Below are 16,192 nucleotides of genomic sequence, written 5' to 3'. Positions count from 1 at the left end.
ACCACAGGGTAGATTCAAGCAAGATAGAAGATGTTAACGCAGTGGCTAAAGGTCCACCAGTCCAAAACGGTCCCGAACGTTAACCTCCGACCTCTCGACGTTAAAAAGGTGACGACGGGATCAAAAAAGGGGCGCTTTCGCACCCCTTTTTCGCATTCGGCTGTTAGCGGCTTATTTTTTGCTGCTAAGGGCACCGAAACGCTTCTTAAAGCGGTCAACACGGCCACCGGTGTCAACGATACGTTGCTTACCAGTGTAGAATGGGTGACATTTGTCACACACGTCTAGGTTGATGTCTTTACCAAGAGTGGTGTTGAACGCGAATTCGTTGCCGCAAGAACACTTAGCATTGACAGCTTTGTACTCTGGATGGATACCAGCTTTCATAGGGATAACCTCATATTAAAGGCCGTGTCGCTCTCCCGATCCTAAGCCGGGCACCACACGTCGTTAACAAACATTTTCTAAGGCGCGCAATTCTAATCAAGCGACCTCGATTTCGCAACTTTTTTGTGCAATCTCCCTTTTACTTGTATCCCACGACAAGGCTTTGCCTCCCTGAGTCAAGCCGTTACACTGAGCATCTTGTTAGCCGATAAGATGTTGTGATGGAACAGTTTGCACAAGTGGCCTTACCGGTCCCGCTGGCGAAAACATTTGATTACCGGATTACCGAACACGTCCCTGTGGTGGGAGCGCGTGTGAAGGTGCCTTTTGGTCGCCAGCACAAGGTCGGCATTGTTACTGCCATCACCACCAGCCCCAGTGTTGCCGCCCATCAAGTCAAGACGATCACTGAGGTATTGGATGATGCGCCACTTTGGACTCCCGCCGTCTATCACCTTTTGCAATGGGCAAGCCGCTTTTATCATCATCCACTTGGCGATGCGATGGGCGCCGTGATGCCAACGCTGCTGCGTAAAGGTCGACCCGCAGCGCTTAAGCAGCAAAAATGGTGGCAACTGACCGAAGCCGGACAGAATCAACCGGTAACCGGGCTTACCCGCGCGCCAAAGCAAGCGCGTGTATTAACCCTCCTCACCCACGGCCCGGCCCCACATGCCGACCTCGTGGAGCAAGACATTACCCCCGCTGTGATTAACGCCTTGGTCGATAAGGGTTGGATCGCGCCTTATACCCCACCGCTTGAAAGCAAAGCTTGGGCACGGCACTTTGCCATCAGTGAAGACAAGCCATCACTGAATCATGAGCAAGCCATGGCCGTTGCTACCATCAACGCCAGCGATGGCTTTGCCTGTGTACTTTTAGAAGGTATTACTGGCTCAGGCAAAACCGAGGTGTATTTAAACGTCTTAGAGCCGGTATTATCCCGCGGCGAGCAGGCGTTAATTTTGGTGCCAGAAATTGGTCTCACCCCGCAAACCATCCGCCGATTCGAACGTCGCTTTAACGTCCCAGTTACCGTGATGCATTCGGGACTTAATGATACCGAGCGACTGAACGCGTGGCTGGCGGCTCGCGACAATCACGCCGCAATTGTGATTGGAACTCGCTCAGCACTTTTCACCCCGATGGCAAACCTTGGCATCATCATTATTGATGAAGAGCACGACCCCTCATATAAACAACAAGACAGCTTTCGCTACCATGCACGCGATCTGGCAGTGATGCGCGGTCATGAAGAAAAGATACCTGTGGTGCTCGGTTCGGCGACACCGTCGCTGGAAACGCTGCACAATGCACAAACGGGAAAATACCAATACTTACGCTTGACCCAACGTCCGGGCAATGCAGTCACCGCCCGCCAAGGGGTGCTCGACATCAAAGGCCACCATCTTGAGGCGGGCTTATCGGCACCCTTAATTGCCGAAATGCGTCAGCACCTTCAGCAGGGAAATCAGGTGATGTTGTTTTTAAACCGCCGTGGTTATGCGCCTGCAATGATGTGTCACGAATGTGGCTGGCTCGCCAGTTGTCAACGCTGTGATGCCTACTACACCCTCCACCAACAGCATCAAGAGTTACGCTGCCACCATTGCGGGCATCAAAAACGCGTGCCGCCCCAATGTGGGGATTGTGGTTCGACACAGCTAATCAGTGTGGGCGTGGGGACCGAGCAACTCGAAGCTCAACTGGCCGAATTGTTTCCCGACTACAATACAGTCCGTATCGATCGCGACAATACCCGACGCAAAGGCAGCTTAGAGAGCTATCTCGCTGGCATCGAAAAAGGTGAGTACCAAATCTTACTCGGCACCCAAATGCTTGCGAAGGGTCACCACTTTCCCAATGTCACCTTGGTGGCGCTTGTCGATGTGGATGGCGCCTTGTTCAGTAATGACTTCCGTGCCCCAGAGCGTCTCGCCCAACTAATGGTACAAGTCGCGGGACGAGCTGGCCGCGCCAGCAAACCCGGCACGGTGATTTTGCAAACCCACCACCCTGAGCACAGTCTGATTCAAGCGCTGATCCACAAGGGTTATCAGGCATTTGCTGACTCTGCCTTGGCGGAACGTCGCCAAGCGTGGCTGCCCCCTTACACCTTCTTAAGCCTGTTTCGTGCCGAAGGGCATGAGGACAACAGCGTGCAGCAATTTTTACAGCAAGTCCGACAAACCTTGGCCGCCTCACCCATTCAACATGATGAGGTACACATTATGGGGCCGATGCCTGCGCCGATGGCGCGACGCGCAGGGCGTTATCGCTGGCAACTGCTGATCCAAGCACCGTCACGAAAAGTGATGCAACAATGGCTCACCGTTGCCTTGCCCGTCATCCAACAATTGCCTTTGTCGCGTAAAGTCAGATGGTCATTAGATGTTGAGCCGCAAGACCTTTCTTAACATTCCCTTGCATTAAAGCGACGTAGATCACGGTTTCTTTGCAATAAGTGTTAGCTTGTTCGTATTTATATGGGCCAAGCCTAGGTAGAATACCTTCGCAAATTGACGCATCCTAGACAGGTCAGAGGAGTGAATAACTTACTGATCTGACTAACTCAGACAACAAGAGGACTGTCATTATGGCGACAATGAAGGACGTTGCCCACATTGCCGGTGTATCTACTGCCACGGTCTCGCGCGCACTGATGAACCCTGAAAAGGTGTCAGCATCCACGCGAAAGAAGGTCGAACAGGCTGTGGTTGAAGCTGGCTATTCCCCCAATTCACTCGCGCGCAATCTTCGCCGCAATGAGTCTAAGACCATTGTCGCGATCATTCCGGATATCTGCGATCCCTACTTTAGTGAGATCATTCGTGGTATCGAAGAAGCGGCGATGGAACACGGCTACTTGGTCTTGCTTGGCGACAGTGCCCAGCAGCAAAACCGTGAAAACTCCTTTGTGAATTTAGTTTTTACCAAGCAAGCCGACGGCATGCTGCTCTTGGGCACGGATGTCCCATTTGATGTCAGCAAGCCAGAGCAAAAAAATCTTCCCCCCTTGGTGATGGCCTGTGAATATGCGCCAGAGCTCGAGTTGCCCACCGTGCATATCGATAACCTCACCGCGGCGTTCGAGGCAGTCAACTACCTCACCCAAGTGGGGCATACCCGTATTGCCAACATTACCGGTGCAACTCATACGGCACTGACACAGTTCCGCACCCAAGGCTACCAGCAAGCACTGCGCCGAGCTGGGATCACGGTTAACCCCGCCTACAGTGTGACTGGGGATTTCAGTTTTGCATCTGGTGCTCGCGCCATGACAAGCCTGTTATCCCTGCCCGAACCCCCCACTGCTGTATTCTGTCATTGTGATGTGATGGCAGTGGGTGCCATGCAGCAGGCAAAACGCTTGGGCATGCGTGTGCCGCAAGATATTTCTATTGTCGGCTTTGATGACATTCAATTCGCTGAGTACTGCGATCCACCGCTTACCACGGTATCACAGCCTCGCTATGACATTGGTCGTCAAGCAATGCTGATGTTACTCAGTATCTTACGCGGACGAGATGTGAACGCCGGCTCTCGCTTACTGGATGCCAAATTGGTGATCCGTGAGAGTGTCGCGCCCCCGTCTCGATAGTAAGACTAGTCAGCACGGGTTGAAGCCAGTAACATGAGCGCTTTACTGGCTTCTTGATTCGATTATTTGCTGTGGCAACTCGTGATTACGTCAAACGTGGCAAAGCGCCACGCAAAAAAACTTCCCGTCGCCAACCACCGGCTCGTAAAGGTTTCCCACTTAAATGGGCACTGCTTGCGATCGCGTTAGTGGGCGCGTTTGGCTATGGTTTATACCTTTTGAGCCAAACCGATACGCCGGCGCCAGCGCAACCTCAGCAACCCACTGCGCCGGCGAAGCCGCAACCGAAGAGCACCTTGCCTGAAAAGCCCAAAGAAAAATGGAGCTACATCGAAGAGCTGGAAAGCAAAAAGGTAGAGGTTGAAGCGAAGGAAATCCCCCAATCAACCCGTCCATATCTGATGCAATGTGGCGCGTATCGCAGTCGCGAACAAGCCAGTGAGCGTAAAGCGATGATTGCGTTTCAAGGTCTTGAAAGCCAAATCAAGGTCAGCCAAGGCGAAAAAGGCGCGTGGTACCGTGTGGTGCTCGGCCCCTACCCGCGTAAACGTCAAGCTGAGCGGGATCGCAACATGCTACGCCGTGCGGGTATCGAACCCTGCGCCATCTGGTATTGGGAATAATCCGTTTGTCCTGCACTACCGGTCCGCTTTATGAGTCGGACCGGTAGTGCATCGGTGGTAAGACAGCGCGAGGAAATATTACCGCTCCCCTTGAAAACCCTCGTCCGCGGCCCAAACTCTTAAGGTAATCACCCATCTGGTGCACCAGAAACAAACAAAGAGGTTCCCGTGACTACAATCGTCTCCGTTCGCCGCGAAGGTAAAGTGGTCATTGCTGGCGATGGCCAAGTCTCCCTTGGTAACACTGTCATGAAAGGCAATGCACGCAAAGTTCGTCGTTTATATAACGGCCAAGTATTAGCTGGTTTTGCTGGCGGTACGGCGGATGCCTTCACCCTATTTGAGCGCTTTGAACGCAAACTCGAATTGCATCAAGGCCATCTCACCAAAGCGGCAGTTGAACTCGCCAAAGAATGGCGCACCGATCGCGCCCTACGCCGACTCGAAGCCTTATTGGCGGTGGCGGATGAAACCGCGTCACTGATCATCACTGGTAACGGCGATGTGGTTGAGCCTGAGCGTGATCTCATTGCGATTGGCTCAGGTGGCAACTTTGCCCAAGCCGCCGCCGTCGCCATGCTCGAAAATACAGAGCTAGGCGCCCGAGAAATTGCCGAAAAAGCCCTCGCGATCGCTGGTGACATTTGTGTGTTCACCAACCAGCATCACACCATCGAAGAACTCGAGAGTAAATAACAGGATTTGTCATGTCTGAAATGACTCCACGCGAAATTGTGCATGAGCTTGACCGCCATATCATCGGCCAAGATAAAGCCAAACGTGCGGTGGCGATCGCACTGCGTAACCGCTGGCGCCGTATGCAGCTGCCAGAAGATCTGCGTGCGGAAGTCACGCCGAAAAACATCCTTATGATTGGCCCGACGGGTGTGGGTAAAACCGAGATTGCTCGCCGTCTGGCACGCCTTGCCAATGCGCCTTTCATTAAAGTCGAAGCGACCAAGTTCACCGAAGTCGGTTATGTGGGTAAAGAAGTGGAAACCATTATTCGCGATCTCGCGGATGTGGCGATGAACATGACCCAACAGCAAGCGATGGAGAAAGTGAAATTCCGTGCTGAAGAGCAAGCGGAAGAGCGTATCCTCGATATCTTGCTGCCACCCGCCCGTGACGCTTGGGGGCAAAATGAAGCCAGTCAGGAAGACTCTTCAACCCGTCAAAACTTCCGCAAAAAGCTGCGTGAAGGCAAACTTGACGATAAAGAAGTAGAAGTCGACGTTGCCGCTCCACAAATGGGCGTTGAGATTATGTCGCCTCCCGGCATGGAAGAAATGACCAACCAGCTACAAGGCATGTTCCAAAACTTGGCAGGCAACACCACCAAAAAGCGCAAGATGAAAATCAAAGACGCGATGAAGGTGTTGACCGAAGAGGAAGCAGCCAAGCTGGTCAATCATGATGACATCAAAGAGCAAGCCATTCATGCGGTGGAAAACAATGGCATCGTCTTTATTGATGAAATCGATAAGATTTGTAAATCCGGTAACACCAGCGGCGGTGACGTATCGCGCGAAGGGGTGCAACGTGATCTATTGCCGTTAGTGGAAGGCAGTACGGTCTCGACCAAACACGGCATGATCAAAACTGATCATATCCTGTTTATCGCCTCAGGCGCATTCCAAGTGTCACGTCCATCGGATCTGATCCCAGAGCTGCAAGGCCGTCTGCCCATCCGTGTTGAGCTTGAAGCCCTATCAACTCATGACTTCAAGCGTATCCTCACCGAGCCAAACGCCTCGCTCACCCAGCAATATACCGCCTTGCTGAAAACCGAAGAAATTGATCTGGCGTTTGAAGAAAGTGGTATCGATGAGCTCGCCTCTGCCGCTTGGCGCGTGAACGAGAAAACCGAAAACATCGGTGCTCGTCGTCTGCATACACTGATGGAGCGTTTAATGGAAAACGTCTCGTACGAAGCCAGCGAGCGCGCCGGTCAAAGCGTGACAGTGGATGCCGAGTACGTGCGTAGCCACCTTGAAGAGCTGGTGGATGACGAAGATCTCAGCCGCTTTATTCTCTAATCCACACCGATATCGAGGGCAGCAAACGCTGCCCTTTTTTGCATAAAAGTTTGCGCTGACGCAAACGGAAGTCGAATTTCCTCACCCTGCCCGTTGCCCACTTACACGCTTAAGCGATAATGGCGATATTGTCTTTTCGTCGAGAGTGTCTGTATGACTCAATCCACTTTAGCTATTTGGCTTGATGCCGCTCGGCCCAAGACCTTGCCCCTTGCCATTACCTCTATTTTATGTGGCAGCGCGGTCGCCGCCTCACAAGGGCGTCTTTCTTGGTCGATTAGCGCCATGGCTTTGGTCACTGCGTTATTACTGCAGATTTTGTCTAACCTCGCCAATGATTATGGCGATGCGGTGAAAGGGACAGATAACGCTGCGCGCCTTGGCCCAATGCGCGCCATTCAGTCAGGACACGTGAGTGTTGCCACCATGCGGCGTGCACTCATCCTCAACGTACTGCTCACGCTCATCAGTGGCGGCAGTTTAATTGCCATTGCCTGCCAACAACCCACTGATATCGTCAGTTTTCTGCTACTCGGTGTCATGGCCATTGTGGCGGCCATTACCTACACCGTGGGCAATAAACCCTATGGCTATCGTGGGCTGGGGGATCTCTCCGTGTTGATGTTTTTCGGTTGGCTGGGTGTCGCCGGGACCTACTATTTACAAGTCGGACACATTGACTCGCTGGTGATCCTCCCCGCCACCGCATGCGGCTTACTCGCAGTGGGAGTGCTCAACATCAATAATCTACGCGACATTGATAACGATCGCGCCTGTGGCAAACATACGCTTGTGGTGCGGTTAGGCCCGCATCGCGGTCGTCAGTATCATGTGATTTTGCTTGCCAGTGCTGTCGTTTGCTATTCGCTGTTTGCCGCGCTCACCTTCCAAGCTTGGCTGGGATGGTTGTTTCTCGCCGGCGTTCCCTTATTGATTCGCCATGGACGTGAAGTGTATCAAGCCGCAAGCGCCACCGCATTGCGCCCCATGATGGGAAACATGGTACGTTGTGCGCTGGTCACCAATGGCCTTTTTATGACCGGTATGCTGTTGGTGTAATCAGGGCACAGATTGTCCCCTTTTGCATTGCAAAGCCTTATCGGCCCGTTATACTTGGACTAGCCTTGTTGGCAACCGCATGTTGTCAGCCTTTTTCTGCCTCAACAAGAAGTTAGACTATGGAATACAATACCTCGGAACTATGCGACATGTATCTTGACCAAGTGGATGTCGTGGAGCCAATGTTTAGCTCTTACGGGGGCCGCAGTGCGTTTGGTGGCCAGATTACAACCGTTAAATGCTTTGAGGATAATGGCCTTATCCGCGAGCTTGCTGAACAAGACGGTCAGCAACGGATCATGTTGATTGATGGCGGTGGCTCACTGCGCCGTGCGTTAATTGATGGAGAAATTGCACAGCTTGCTGCTGATAACGATTGGGCAGGTATGATTGTGTATGGCTGCGTCCGTGATGTCGATACTATTGATGAGCTTGATATCGGTATTCAAGCACTGGCATCGATTCCGGTCGGCGCGGATGAACAAGGCACAGGGGAAACCGACGTTCCCGTCAACTTTGGCGGTGTGACTTTCCTCCCGGACGATCATGTCTATGCAGATACGACTGGCGTGATCCTCTCACCCGACGCGCTCACCATGGACAGCGTAGACGTTGATGACGAGGAAGACGACGACTAATACGTCGCCTCACGCGGATAGAAAAACAGAGCCAATCGGCTCTGTTTTTGTTTATTCGACGTTCTCAATCTTGCCCAGCAAGCTACGAATACGGTTTTGCCACGCTTCTTGCTCTTCACGCAGTTTGGCGTTTTCTTGCTCGAGGCTTTCACGGCTTTCTTTCACCGAGGCTGCATCACGCTCTAGCGCGTCATTCTTTTCTTTCAGCTCTTCGATTTCCATTTGCAGCAGCGAAATGGTATCCACCGCCATTTGTACTTTTGCTTCGAGTTGTTCTAATACTTCCAATGACATCAAGGCCACCTTATTTCTGACGATTGATCCCGTTACTACTGACATCAGCAGCAACCCGTGCAACGTGATTGTGCACCCCGCTGTTATTGTACCGAGCGCACGCTAGACTGCCACTGTTCTCGCGCCTTGCCAACGCACAAGTGCACAAAAATCCAGCATATTTGGTGTTATTCCTGATCCCCCTGACGTGTATTTCCACATATCCCCTGCTCACAGGCGCACGCAAACGTTTTCTATTTCTGATAAACTGGCGCGCGCTCACTGGGCTGACCAGTTTTTGTGGCTTTTATCTTGGAGTACTCATGAAACGCGATCTCGCACTGGCTTTCTCTCGTGTCACCGAAGGCGCCGCCCTTGCCGGTTATAAATGGCTAGGCCGTGGCGATAAAAATGCAGCGGATGGTGCAGCCGTTGCCGTGATGCGCACCCTACTGAACCTCACCGAGATTGATGGTGAAATTGTGATTGGCGAGGGCGAAATTGACGACGCGCCGATGCTCTATATTGGCGAACAAGTCGGCTTGGGCGGCGACGCGGTCGATATTGCCGTCGATCCGATTGAAGGCACACGCATGACGGCCATGGGGCAAGCGAATGCCCTGGCAGTACTGGCCGCCGGCGAGAAAGGTAGCTTCTTAAAAGCGCCGGATATGTATATGGAAAAACTGGTAGTGGGACCGTGCGCCAAAGGTGCCATTGACCTTCACAAGCCCCTGCTCGAGAACTTAGAAAATATCGCCATCGCCCTAGGTAAAACCCTAGATACGCTGGTCGTCGCCACCTTGGCAAAGCCTCGCCATGACGCCATCATCGCCACTATGCAACAACGCGGGATCCGAGTTTTCGCCTTTCCCGATGGCGACGTGGCCGCCTCAATTCTTACCTGCATGCCGGAAAGCGAGGTGGATGTGATGGTCGGCATTGGCGGTGCGCCGGAAGGTGTGGTGTCAGCCGCTGTTATTCGCGCCTTAGGCGGCGACATGCAAGGACGTTTGCTCCCTCGCCATGAAGTCAAAGACGATACCCCAGAAAACCGTGCTTTTGGTGAGCAAGAATTAGCGCGTTGCCAGGAAATGGGGATCCAAGCCCACCAAGTACTGACGTTGTCCGACATGGCGAGCAGCGATAACGTTGTCTTTGCCGCCACTGGGATCACCAAAGGAGACCTGCTAGATGGCATTAGTCGCCAAGGCGATCTGGCCACTACAGAAACCCTGGTGGTACGCGGTCAATGTCGCACCATACGCCGCATCCGCTCGACCCACTATTTAAGCCGTAAAGACGACGCCATCAAGCATCACATCTTATAAATCAGCGGGCAGCCAATGTGCTGTCCTGACTGGTCAAGTGGATTGATTTCGATTACCCTTTTATAAACACTTTGCTTTATTTAGTTGTGTGCTGCTGGGCAGCGTATTGGGGTAATCACTATCACTACCATCAAGTCTACCGATCGCATTCTCGATACCCTTAAACGAGAAGGCAGTGTCAGCGCAAAAACCCTCGCGCAATCGCTGGGGATGACCACGATGGGCGTGCGCCAACACTTACAGAGCCTTGAGCGAGACGGGCTGGTTGATTTCGAAGATGTGCGCGCCAAAGTTGGCCGCCCCACCCGCCACTGGTCGCTCACCGCCAGTGGTCATAGCCGTTTTGCAGATAGTCATAACGATCTGTCGATCACCTTGATTGACTCCGTCCAAGACGTGTTTGGCGAACAAGGCGTCGAAAAAGTAATCGCGCAACGAGAAGCGCGAACCCTTGCGCAATATCAAGATGCACTAAAAGATTGCGATAATTTAGAGGCTAAATTGCAAACCTTGGCGTATCTTAGAGAGAGCGAGGGGTATATGGCCGAGCTCCAACAGGATGGCGCCGACTACATATTGATTGAACATCACTGCCCTATCTGCCACGCAGCCAAAACGTGTCCGGCGCTTTGCCGTTCAGAAATACAGTTATTTCAACGCCTTTTAGGTAACGCTTACCGTATCGAGCGCGAAGAGCACATCGTGTCCGGGCAACGTCGCTGTACATATCGAATCGGAGAAAAGACGTGAGGAGGTAATATGGCCACTTGGATCAAGGCTGAAGTTGTGGAGAACCAACATTGGACGAAGGATCTCTTCAGCCTGGTGTTATCCGCCCCTATTGAACCCTTTACCGCCGGCCAGTTTACAAAACTGGGGATGGAGATCGACGGTAAACTCATTCAACGTGCCTACTCATTTGTAAACCCTCCTCAAAGTAAGTATCACGAAGTCTATGCCACGCGTGTCGCCGATGGATTGATGTCGCCGCGACTGCATGCGCTAGAGCCGGGTGAAACCGTGATGATCACCAAAGATACCGCGGGCTACTTTACCTTGGATGAAGTACCGCAAGGCCAACACTTGTGGATGCTCGCCACCGGTACCGCCATTGGTCCTTATCTGTCGATTATGGAGCAAGGGGATGTTTGGTCGCGGTTTAGAAAGGTTATCTTGGTGCATGCGGTAAGATTCGCGGCGGATCTGACCTATCAAGCGCGCATCAACGCACTGCAAGAAAAATACCCCGATCAGTTAGTCGTCCAACCGTTCGTGAGTCGCGAGCCCACCGCGGGCGCTCTTTCTGGACGAATCACCCATGCGTTGGAAGATGGCTTGCTCGAGCGTGTGGTTGGGCTGCCGCTTCAGCCCGAACATAGCCAAGTGATGCTGTGCGGGAACCCGGCTATGGTCAAAGAAGTGAAGAGTATTTTGGAAGGCAAAGGATTAAGCAAAAACCTACGCCGTAAGCCCGGTAATATTACCACCGAGCACTATTGGTAAGTCGTTGCGCCTCTTTGCTGGGGTGCATACGGTAACCCGTTGTATTTTTATGGTTAAAAATAAGCACTAAAAAGCGGTCATTTTTCAGGGAATTGTTTGTGCCACAGTCTGCTTTCCCGTTCAGAGCGCCAAGTGGCTCAGACACCCTGAATTTGATCCCCCCACGCCCCCGACTCATAGTTATTCATACGCCTTGGTAATGCGGTCATCTGACCGACGGCGTACAAAGGAGTAACTTATGAAGACGCTACCTTCTTTTGATGAACTGGCCGCTTTGGCCCAGTCCGATCCAAAAGCTTTAGAAGCTTTGCGCCTCAAGATGAGTGAAGAAGTGATTGCCAATGCCTCACATGCCACGCAACCACAGCTCCACGCCATGCTAAGCCACATCAACCGCGTGATAGAACATGGTAAAAACCCACTGCACGTGAATGTGATGTTATTTCAAGCGCTGTCAAAGCAATACTCACGCTTTGCCACCGCCTTTGAATCACCCGAATCGCTACGTAGCCACAACGCTGAGATCATGGACTTTCGCGTCGGCCAAGCCGCACGACAAAGCGCACGCGCTGGCGAATAACGTCCAAACCGGCTCGGGTGGAGCATCCACCCGTTACCGCTTTATCATCGGTCAAACCACCGCTGACGCGACCCGCTTGCTGTAGCTTTTGGTTTCCATATCACGAATTTCAACCGTCAAACTGCTCACGTGACTAGCATGGCGGGATAACACGTCAACCAGCGCTTGGCTAATGGCTTGCTTTTGCGCCACAGTTCGCCCATCGAGCAAGCGAAATTCAACATGAATAAAATCACCACGGTCGGCTTGTTCTCCAACCCGCCATACGCCGCAAGGCACGGCTCGCGACTTTAGCGCCGCCGGCTCAAACACCTCACTGGCGATGGCAGCTTGATGCAAGGCCTCCACCACCTGATCAATGTTTACTCGTTCAGAAACCGATTCTGTGTATTCCATGATTAAATGTGGCATCACACGCTCCTTGTCATTAAGAAAGGCTATGGTGCCGGATTTTTCATCACCACTCTAGCGAGACCATCACAGTTCACTGGCCAGACGTGCCACAAAATGATGAAAATTTACTACTTAGCGGTTCACTTTTGTCAATAAAACGCGTAAAAACGAAGGCATTCTCGCCATTCTATGATTTTAAACAGAGAAGGCCGCGCTACAATAGACTACCTTCTTTACATCTTTTGACTTCAAATCAACTAAACCGCGGAGGAATTCCTATGCGCCGTCCATTGGTAATGGGTAACTGGAAACTCAATGGCAGCAAAGCCATGGTCACTGAACTGCTTAACGGCCTGAACGCTGAACTTAAAGGCGTGGAAGGTGTGGACGTTGCTGTCGCGCCACCGGTCATGTATTTGGCACAAGCCGAGCAACTGCTGGCAGATAGCGCTATTAAGCTTGGTGCGCAAAACGTCGACACACACAACAGCGGCGCATTCACCGGTGATATCTCTGCAGAGATGCTGAAAGACTTTGGTGCAACCCATATTATTATCGGCCACTCAGAGCGTCGTGAATATCACCAAGAATCTGACGAATTTGTCGCGCAGAAATTCGCTTTCTTGAAAGAAAATGGCCTCACGCCAGTACTTTGTATCGGTGAGTCCGAAGCGCAAAACGAAGCGGGCGAAACCCTTGCTGTCTGTGCACGTCAGCTTGACGCAGTGATCCAATCACAAGGTGTTGAAGCGCTGAACGGTGCGATCATTGCCTATGAACCTATTTGGGCGATCGGTACTGGTAAAGCAGCCACTGCAGAACAGGCTCAAGAAATCCACGCGGCCATTCGTAAGCACATTGCGTCTTACAGCGAAGACGTCGCAAGCAAGGTTGTGATTCAGTACGGCGGTTCAGTAAAAGCAGGAAATGCTGCAGAGTTATTTGCGATGCCGGATATCGACGGCGCGCTAGTTGGCGGTGCCGCGCTTGACGCAGCGGGCTTTGCCGCTATCGCTAAAGCAGCGGCTGACGCGAAAAAAGCGTAAGCGACTGACGCTAAACGTCTAACAAAACGTCCCCAATCTGGGGACGTTTTTTATTGTGCGCCGGTAAAACCTAATTGCCGCCACGCTTCATAGCCAATAATGGCCACGGCATTAGACAGATTAAGGCTACGTGCCTCTGGCTGCATAGGTATGCGTAAACGCTGCGCGTCAGGTAATGCTTGGATCAACGCATCAGGCAAGCCGCGCGTTTCTGGCCCAAACAACAACACATCACCGTCCGCAAACGTCGCCTCCGTATGAAACTGGGTGGCTTTGGTGGTACACGCAAAGATCCGACGACCCGCCATCGCGTTTGCAAACGCCGCATAGTCTTTATGACGTGTCACTCGGGCAAGATCGTGATAATCCAGTCCCGCACGACGGACTTTCTTTTCTTCTAGATCAAAGCCAAGCGGCTCAATCAAATGCAAGTTCGCACCACAGTTGGCACAAAGACGAATGATATTCCCCGTATTAGGGGCAATTTCAGGCTCGTAAAGCGCTATATCAAACATGAGAGTTCATTACCAAAGTAAGCAAGGCAGGTATTGTCGCAACCGCTGGTAGATTGCGCAATATTAACCACTCGGCCATTGCAAGCTCACCACGAGTCCACCTTGTGGATGGTTCGCGGCACTGACTTGGCCACCATGCTGCTGTACGGCTTGTGCGGTAATCGCCAGCCCCAGCCCAGTACCGCCCGATTGACGGTCTCGCGCGGCAGACACGCGATAAAAGGGGCGGAAAATATCAGTCAGCATGGTCTCAGGGACGCCGGGGCCATCGTCCTGAATCTCAATATTTAACCCCGCTTGCTCGCTCGTGACCGATAGGCAGACATGTTTATTGGCGTAGCGAATCGCATTACGCAGCACATTGTCGAGCGCACTGCGGGCTAAGCGCACATTGACGGTTAATGCGACATCAGGAAAGGGAGTCGCCTCGATCTGTTTACCTTGCTGCCCCGCTTCAAATTGGGCATCGTCAACGACCGATTGCCAGAGTACTTGAGCACTGATGGATTCGCGTTCAAGGTGTCCTTGCGATTGCAGTCGTGACAAGGTGAGTAGCTCGCTGATCAAGGCTTCCAATTGGCTCGCTTCCCGTTCAATCCGCGCTAATACCTCGCTATCGCCCAATTCACGCGCAGCCAAGGCGCGTGCCATTTGTAATCGCGTCAGAGGTGAGCGCAACTCATGGGAAATATCTGACACCAGTTGTTGCTGCCCAGTCACCATCTGATTAAGCGCAGTCACCATTTGGTTAAAGCCTCGACCTGCGTCGCGAAACTCTTTGGGGCCTTGCTCAAGGGTAGGGTCAATCACCAATTGCCCCTTGGCGACCCGCTGACTCGCGGTTTGAAACCGCCGCGCGGGACGCGTCAAGGTATACGCCAACCACAGCAATAAAGGGGTACTGACCAACATGGTCACCACTAATAAGTGCTGTGGTTTTTCCAAAATTTTAAGCACAAACGGCAGTTTAGGTTGCCAACGCCGAGCATGATAAAAGGTTCCAGCTTCATGCGCGGTAGTGACTGGGAAAGGGCCAGCTAACATATTGCGGTGATAAAGGCGCTGCATCGGCGCGTCGGTGTCGGTGGTTTGCGATATAAAATGGCGTAATTCGCGTGGCAAAGATCCTAATGTCGCGCTATCAGGCACCCAATACAACTTATAGGGCGTGCGACGATGACCGCGATGTTGATTCTGACGCGCAACCATCACAGCAATCGGGATATCACGCTGTTGTGCGATCGCCACCAATTGGTCCAGTTGGGCTTGGATACGGGCTTTTTCCGGCGAGGGAATGGCATGCAGGCTACGCGGATCCTCTCGCTGAGCCCAGATAACCGCCGCCAACACCGCCAGCAGCGTCAGCCAGAAAATGATAAAAACCCGACCATATAAGCTTCCGAGAAAGGGCATCCGTGACCAGCGCTCGGCGAGCTGGCGACGCCAGAGACCTAGTCGACCCATAGATAGCCTTTACCCCTTAGAGTTTTAATCCTAGGTTTGCCATCAAGGCGCTCTGGCAGCTTCTTACGCAAATTGGAAATATGCACATCGACTGCACGGTCAAAGGGCATTAGTCGCTTTCCTAGCACCTGCTCACTTAACAAGGCTTTACTTACCACTTCACCGGGGTGATGAAGCAAACAGGCCAACATTTCGGTTTCCATACCGGTCAACGCCACGGGTTTATCTTGGCACAACGTCTCTAATCGACGCGGGTACACTCGCACATCATGATGGGCCAGTACCGGCTCATCTTCAGGCGGTGCCGACTCTGCGCTTACGACCTGCGTTCGGCGCAAAATGGCCCGCATTCGCGCCAAAAGTTCGCGATCGCTAAAGGGTTTGGCCAAATAGTCATCTGCCCCTAGCTCGAGCCCCATCACTCGGTCTACTTCTTCTCCTCGCGCCGTGAGCATCAAGATCGCGACGTTGGATGTTGCGCGCAGCTGACGCAAGGTCTCCATGCCGTTCAAAACCGGCATCATCACATCCAGCAGAATAATGTCAGGGGGCGAGGCACTCGCCATCTCAAGGCCAGTTTGGCCATTATCCGCACAACGCACCGAAAACCCCTCTAGTGAGAGCAACTCACTGAGCAAATCCGTCAGTGCGGTATCATCATCGATGATCAAAACCTCTTGCATGGCAATCAGACTCTCTGCCCATTATCAATTAGCCGTAGTTCTATCATAGCTACGCCC

At 52.5% G+C, this 16,192-nt stretch carries 18 protein-coding genes; 12 read left to right on the top strand and 6 right to left on the bottom strand.

The window, feature by feature from the left end; genetic code table 11:
- Positions 1-171: 171 nt before the first annotated feature.
- On the bottom strand, positions 172-387 hold the full coding sequence (gene rpmE, locus BZJ19_RS03005; RefSeq protein ID WP_077640953.1) for a 50S ribosomal protein L31: 216 nt from the start codon (positions 385-387) through the stop codon (positions 172-174).
- Positions 388-605: 218 nt separating this feature from the next.
- Between rpmE and priA the strand changes: the two genes are divergently transcribed.
- The 7 genes from priA (at position 606) to rraA (ending at position 8,347) form a co-directional block, all read left to right on the top strand.
- Positions 606-2,804 (top strand): primosomal protein N', encoded by a 2,199-nt coding sequence (gene priA, locus BZJ19_RS03000; protein WP_077674566.1) that lies wholly within the window; start codon positions 606-608, stop codon positions 2,802-2,804.
- 146 nt (positions 2,805-2,950) lie between these two features.
- The gene (cytR, locus tag BZJ19_RS02995) at positions 2,951-3,988 is read left to right on the top strand and encodes a DNA-binding transcriptional regulator CytR (protein WP_256369730.1); all 1,038 of its coding nucleotides are present in this window, start codon (positions 2,951-2,953) and stop codon (positions 3,986-3,988) included.
- A gap of 71 nt (positions 3,989-4,059) precedes the next feature.
- Positions 4,060-4,611 carry an SPOR domain-containing protein gene (locus tag BZJ19_RS02990; RefSeq protein WP_077674609.1) on the top strand — a complete coding sequence of 184 codons (552 nt, stop codon included), beginning with the start codon at positions 4,060-4,062 and terminating at the stop codon, positions 4,609-4,611.
- A 168-nt stretch (positions 4,612-4,779) separates the two neighbouring features.
- Positions 4,780-5,307: an ATP-dependent protease subunit HslV gene (hslV, locus tag BZJ19_RS02985; protein ID WP_069590834.1), complete on the top strand. Its 528-nt coding sequence runs from the start codon at positions 4,780-4,782 to the stop codon at positions 5,305-5,307.
- An 11-nt stretch (positions 5,308-5,318) separates the two neighbouring features.
- Positions 5,319-6,650: an HslU--HslV peptidase ATPase subunit gene (gene hslU / locus BZJ19_RS02980; protein WP_077674565.1), complete on the top strand. Its 1,332-nt coding sequence runs from the start codon at positions 5,319-5,321 to the stop codon at positions 6,648-6,650.
- A gap of 153 nt (positions 6,651-6,803) precedes the next feature.
- Positions 6,804-7,709 carry a 1,4-dihydroxy-2-naphthoate polyprenyltransferase gene (locus BZJ19_RS02975; protein ID WP_077479518.1) on the top strand — a complete coding sequence of 302 codons (906 nt, stop codon included), beginning with the start codon at positions 6,804-6,806 and terminating at the stop codon, positions 7,707-7,709.
- Between the two features lie 119 nt (positions 7,710-7,828).
- Complete coding sequence (gene rraA, locus BZJ19_RS02970; protein ID WP_077479519.1) at positions 7,829-8,347, top strand: ribonuclease E activity regulator RraA; 519 nt, start codon at positions 7,829-7,831, stop codon at positions 8,345-8,347.
- 51 nt (positions 8,348-8,398) lie between these two features.
- Here rraA and zapB read toward each other — a convergent pair whose 3' ends face one another.
- Positions 8,399-8,641, bottom strand: coding sequence for a cell division protein ZapB (gene zapB, locus BZJ19_RS02965; RefSeq protein ID WP_069590841.1), 243 nt, complete (start codon positions 8,639-8,641; stop codon positions 8,399-8,401).
- 302 nt (positions 8,642-8,943) lie between these two features.
- Here zapB and glpX point away from each other — a divergent pair, with 302 nt between their 5' ends.
- From glpX to BZJ19_RS02945, 4 genes are all read left to right on the top strand, one after another.
- Positions 8,944-9,951, top strand: coding sequence for a class II fructose-bisphosphatase (gene glpX / locus BZJ19_RS02960; protein ID WP_077674564.1), 1,008 nt, complete (start codon positions 8,944-8,946; stop codon positions 9,949-9,951).
- Positions 9,952-10,080: 129 nt separating this feature from the next.
- Complete coding sequence (locus BZJ19_RS02955; RefSeq protein ID WP_069590905.1) at positions 10,081-10,701, top strand: helix-turn-helix transcriptional regulator; 621 nt, start codon at positions 10,081-10,083, stop codon at positions 10,699-10,701.
- 9 nt (positions 10,702-10,710) lie between these two features.
- A complete protein-coding gene (locus tag BZJ19_RS02950) occupies positions 10,711-11,454 on the top strand; it encodes a ferredoxin--NADP reductase (RefSeq protein ID WP_077674563.1) in 744 nt (247 codons plus the stop codon).
- Between the two features lie 238 nt (positions 11,455-11,692).
- The gene (locus tag BZJ19_RS02945; RefSeq protein ID WP_077455092.1) at positions 11,693-12,034 is read left to right on the top strand and encodes a DUF3135 domain-containing protein; all 342 of its coding nucleotides are present in this window, start codon (positions 11,693-11,695) and stop codon (positions 12,032-12,034) included.
- Between the two features lie 51 nt (positions 12,035-12,085).
- Here BZJ19_RS02945 and BZJ19_RS02940 read toward each other — a convergent pair whose 3' ends face one another.
- The gene (locus tag BZJ19_RS02940) at positions 12,086-12,445 is read right to left on the bottom strand and encodes a 5-carboxymethyl-2-hydroxymuconate Delta-isomerase (protein WP_069590851.1); all 360 of its coding nucleotides are present in this window, start codon (positions 12,443-12,445) and stop codon (positions 12,086-12,088) included.
- Positions 12,446-12,705: 260 nt separating this feature from the next.
- Here BZJ19_RS02940 and tpiA point away from each other — a divergent pair, with 260 nt between their 5' ends.
- Complete coding sequence (gene tpiA, locus BZJ19_RS02935) at positions 12,706-13,473, top strand: triose-phosphate isomerase (protein ID WP_069590852.1); 768 nt, start codon at positions 12,706-12,708, stop codon at positions 13,471-13,473.
- A gap of 50 nt (positions 13,474-13,523) precedes the next feature.
- On the opposite strand, the gene BZJ19_RS02930 is transcribed toward tpiA, so the two are convergent.
- The 3 genes from BZJ19_RS02930 to BZJ19_RS02920 form a co-directional block, all read right to left on the bottom strand.
- Complete coding sequence (locus BZJ19_RS02930; RefSeq protein ID WP_077479523.1) at positions 13,524-13,988, bottom strand: tRNA (cytidine(34)-2'-O)-methyltransferase; 465 nt, start codon at positions 13,986-13,988, stop codon at positions 13,524-13,526.
- A 63-nt stretch (positions 13,989-14,051) separates the two neighbouring features.
- Positions 14,052-15,452 carry an envelope stress sensor histidine kinase CpxA gene (cpxA, locus tag BZJ19_RS02925; protein WP_077674562.1) on the bottom strand — a complete coding sequence of 467 codons (1,401 nt, stop codon included), beginning with the start codon at positions 15,450-15,452 and terminating at the stop codon, positions 14,052-14,054.
- A complete protein-coding gene (locus BZJ19_RS02920; protein ID WP_077674561.1) occupies positions 15,440-16,135 on the bottom strand; it encodes a response regulator in 696 nt (231 codons plus the stop codon). The genes cpxA and BZJ19_RS02920 overlap by 13 nt, the downstream gene beginning before the upstream one ends.
- Positions 16,136-16,192 lie beyond the last annotated feature (57 nt).

Origin of the sequence: Salinivibrio proteolyticus (assembly GCF_001996165.1) — a bacterium.
Classification (GTDB): Bacteria; Pseudomonadota; Gammaproteobacteria; order Enterobacterales; family Vibrionaceae; genus Salinivibrio; species Salinivibrio proteolyticus.
The sequence above is the reverse complement of the archived record's forward strand: the minus strand, read 5'-3'. Positions and strand labels throughout refer to the sequence as shown.

Coding starts and splice junctions, on each gene's coding strand:
- glpX (WP_077674564.1), top strand. CDS start 8,944: ATGAAACGCGATCTCGCACTGGCTTTCTCTCGTGTCACCGAAGGCGCC.
- hslU (WP_077674565.1), top strand. CDS start 5,319: ATGTCTGAAATGACTCCACGCGAAATTGTGCATGAGCTTGACCGCCAT.
- zapB (WP_069590841.1), bottom strand. CDS start 8,641: ATGTCATTGGAAGTATTAGAACAACTCGAAGCAAAAGTACAAATGGCG.
- BZJ19_RS02945 (WP_077455092.1), top strand. CDS start 11,693: ATGAAGACGCTACCTTCTTTTGATGAACTGGCCGCTTTGGCCCAGTCC.
- BZJ19_RS02930 (WP_077479523.1), bottom strand. CDS start 13,988: ATGTTTGATATAGCGCTTTACGAGCCTGAAATTGCCCCTAATACGGGG.
- BZJ19_RS02975 (WP_077479518.1), top strand. CDS start 6,804: ATGACTCAATCCACTTTAGCTATTTGGCTTGATGCCGCTCGGCCCAAG.
- cpxA (WP_077674562.1), bottom strand. CDS start 15,452: ATGGGTCGACTAGGTCTCTGGCGTCGCCAGCTCGCCGAGCGCTGGTCA.
- rpmE (WP_077640953.1), bottom strand. CDS start 387: ATGAAAGCTGGTATCCATCCAGAGTACAAAGCTGTCAATGCTAAGTGT.
- BZJ19_RS02950 (WP_077674563.1), top strand. CDS start 10,711: ATGGCCACTTGGATCAAGGCTGAAGTTGTGGAGAACCAACATTGGACG.
- tpiA (WP_069590852.1), top strand. CDS start 12,706: ATGCGCCGTCCATTGGTAATGGGTAACTGGAAACTCAATGGCAGCAAA.
- BZJ19_RS02940 (WP_069590851.1), bottom strand. CDS start 12,445: ATGCCACATTTAATCATGGAATACACAGAATCGGTTTCTGAACGAGTA.
- BZJ19_RS02920 (WP_077674561.1), bottom strand. CDS start 16,135: ATGCAAGAGGTTTTGATCATCGATGATGATACCGCACTGACGGATTTG.
- rraA (WP_077479519.1), top strand. CDS start 7,829: ATGGAATACAATACCTCGGAACTATGCGACATGTATCTTGACCAAGTG.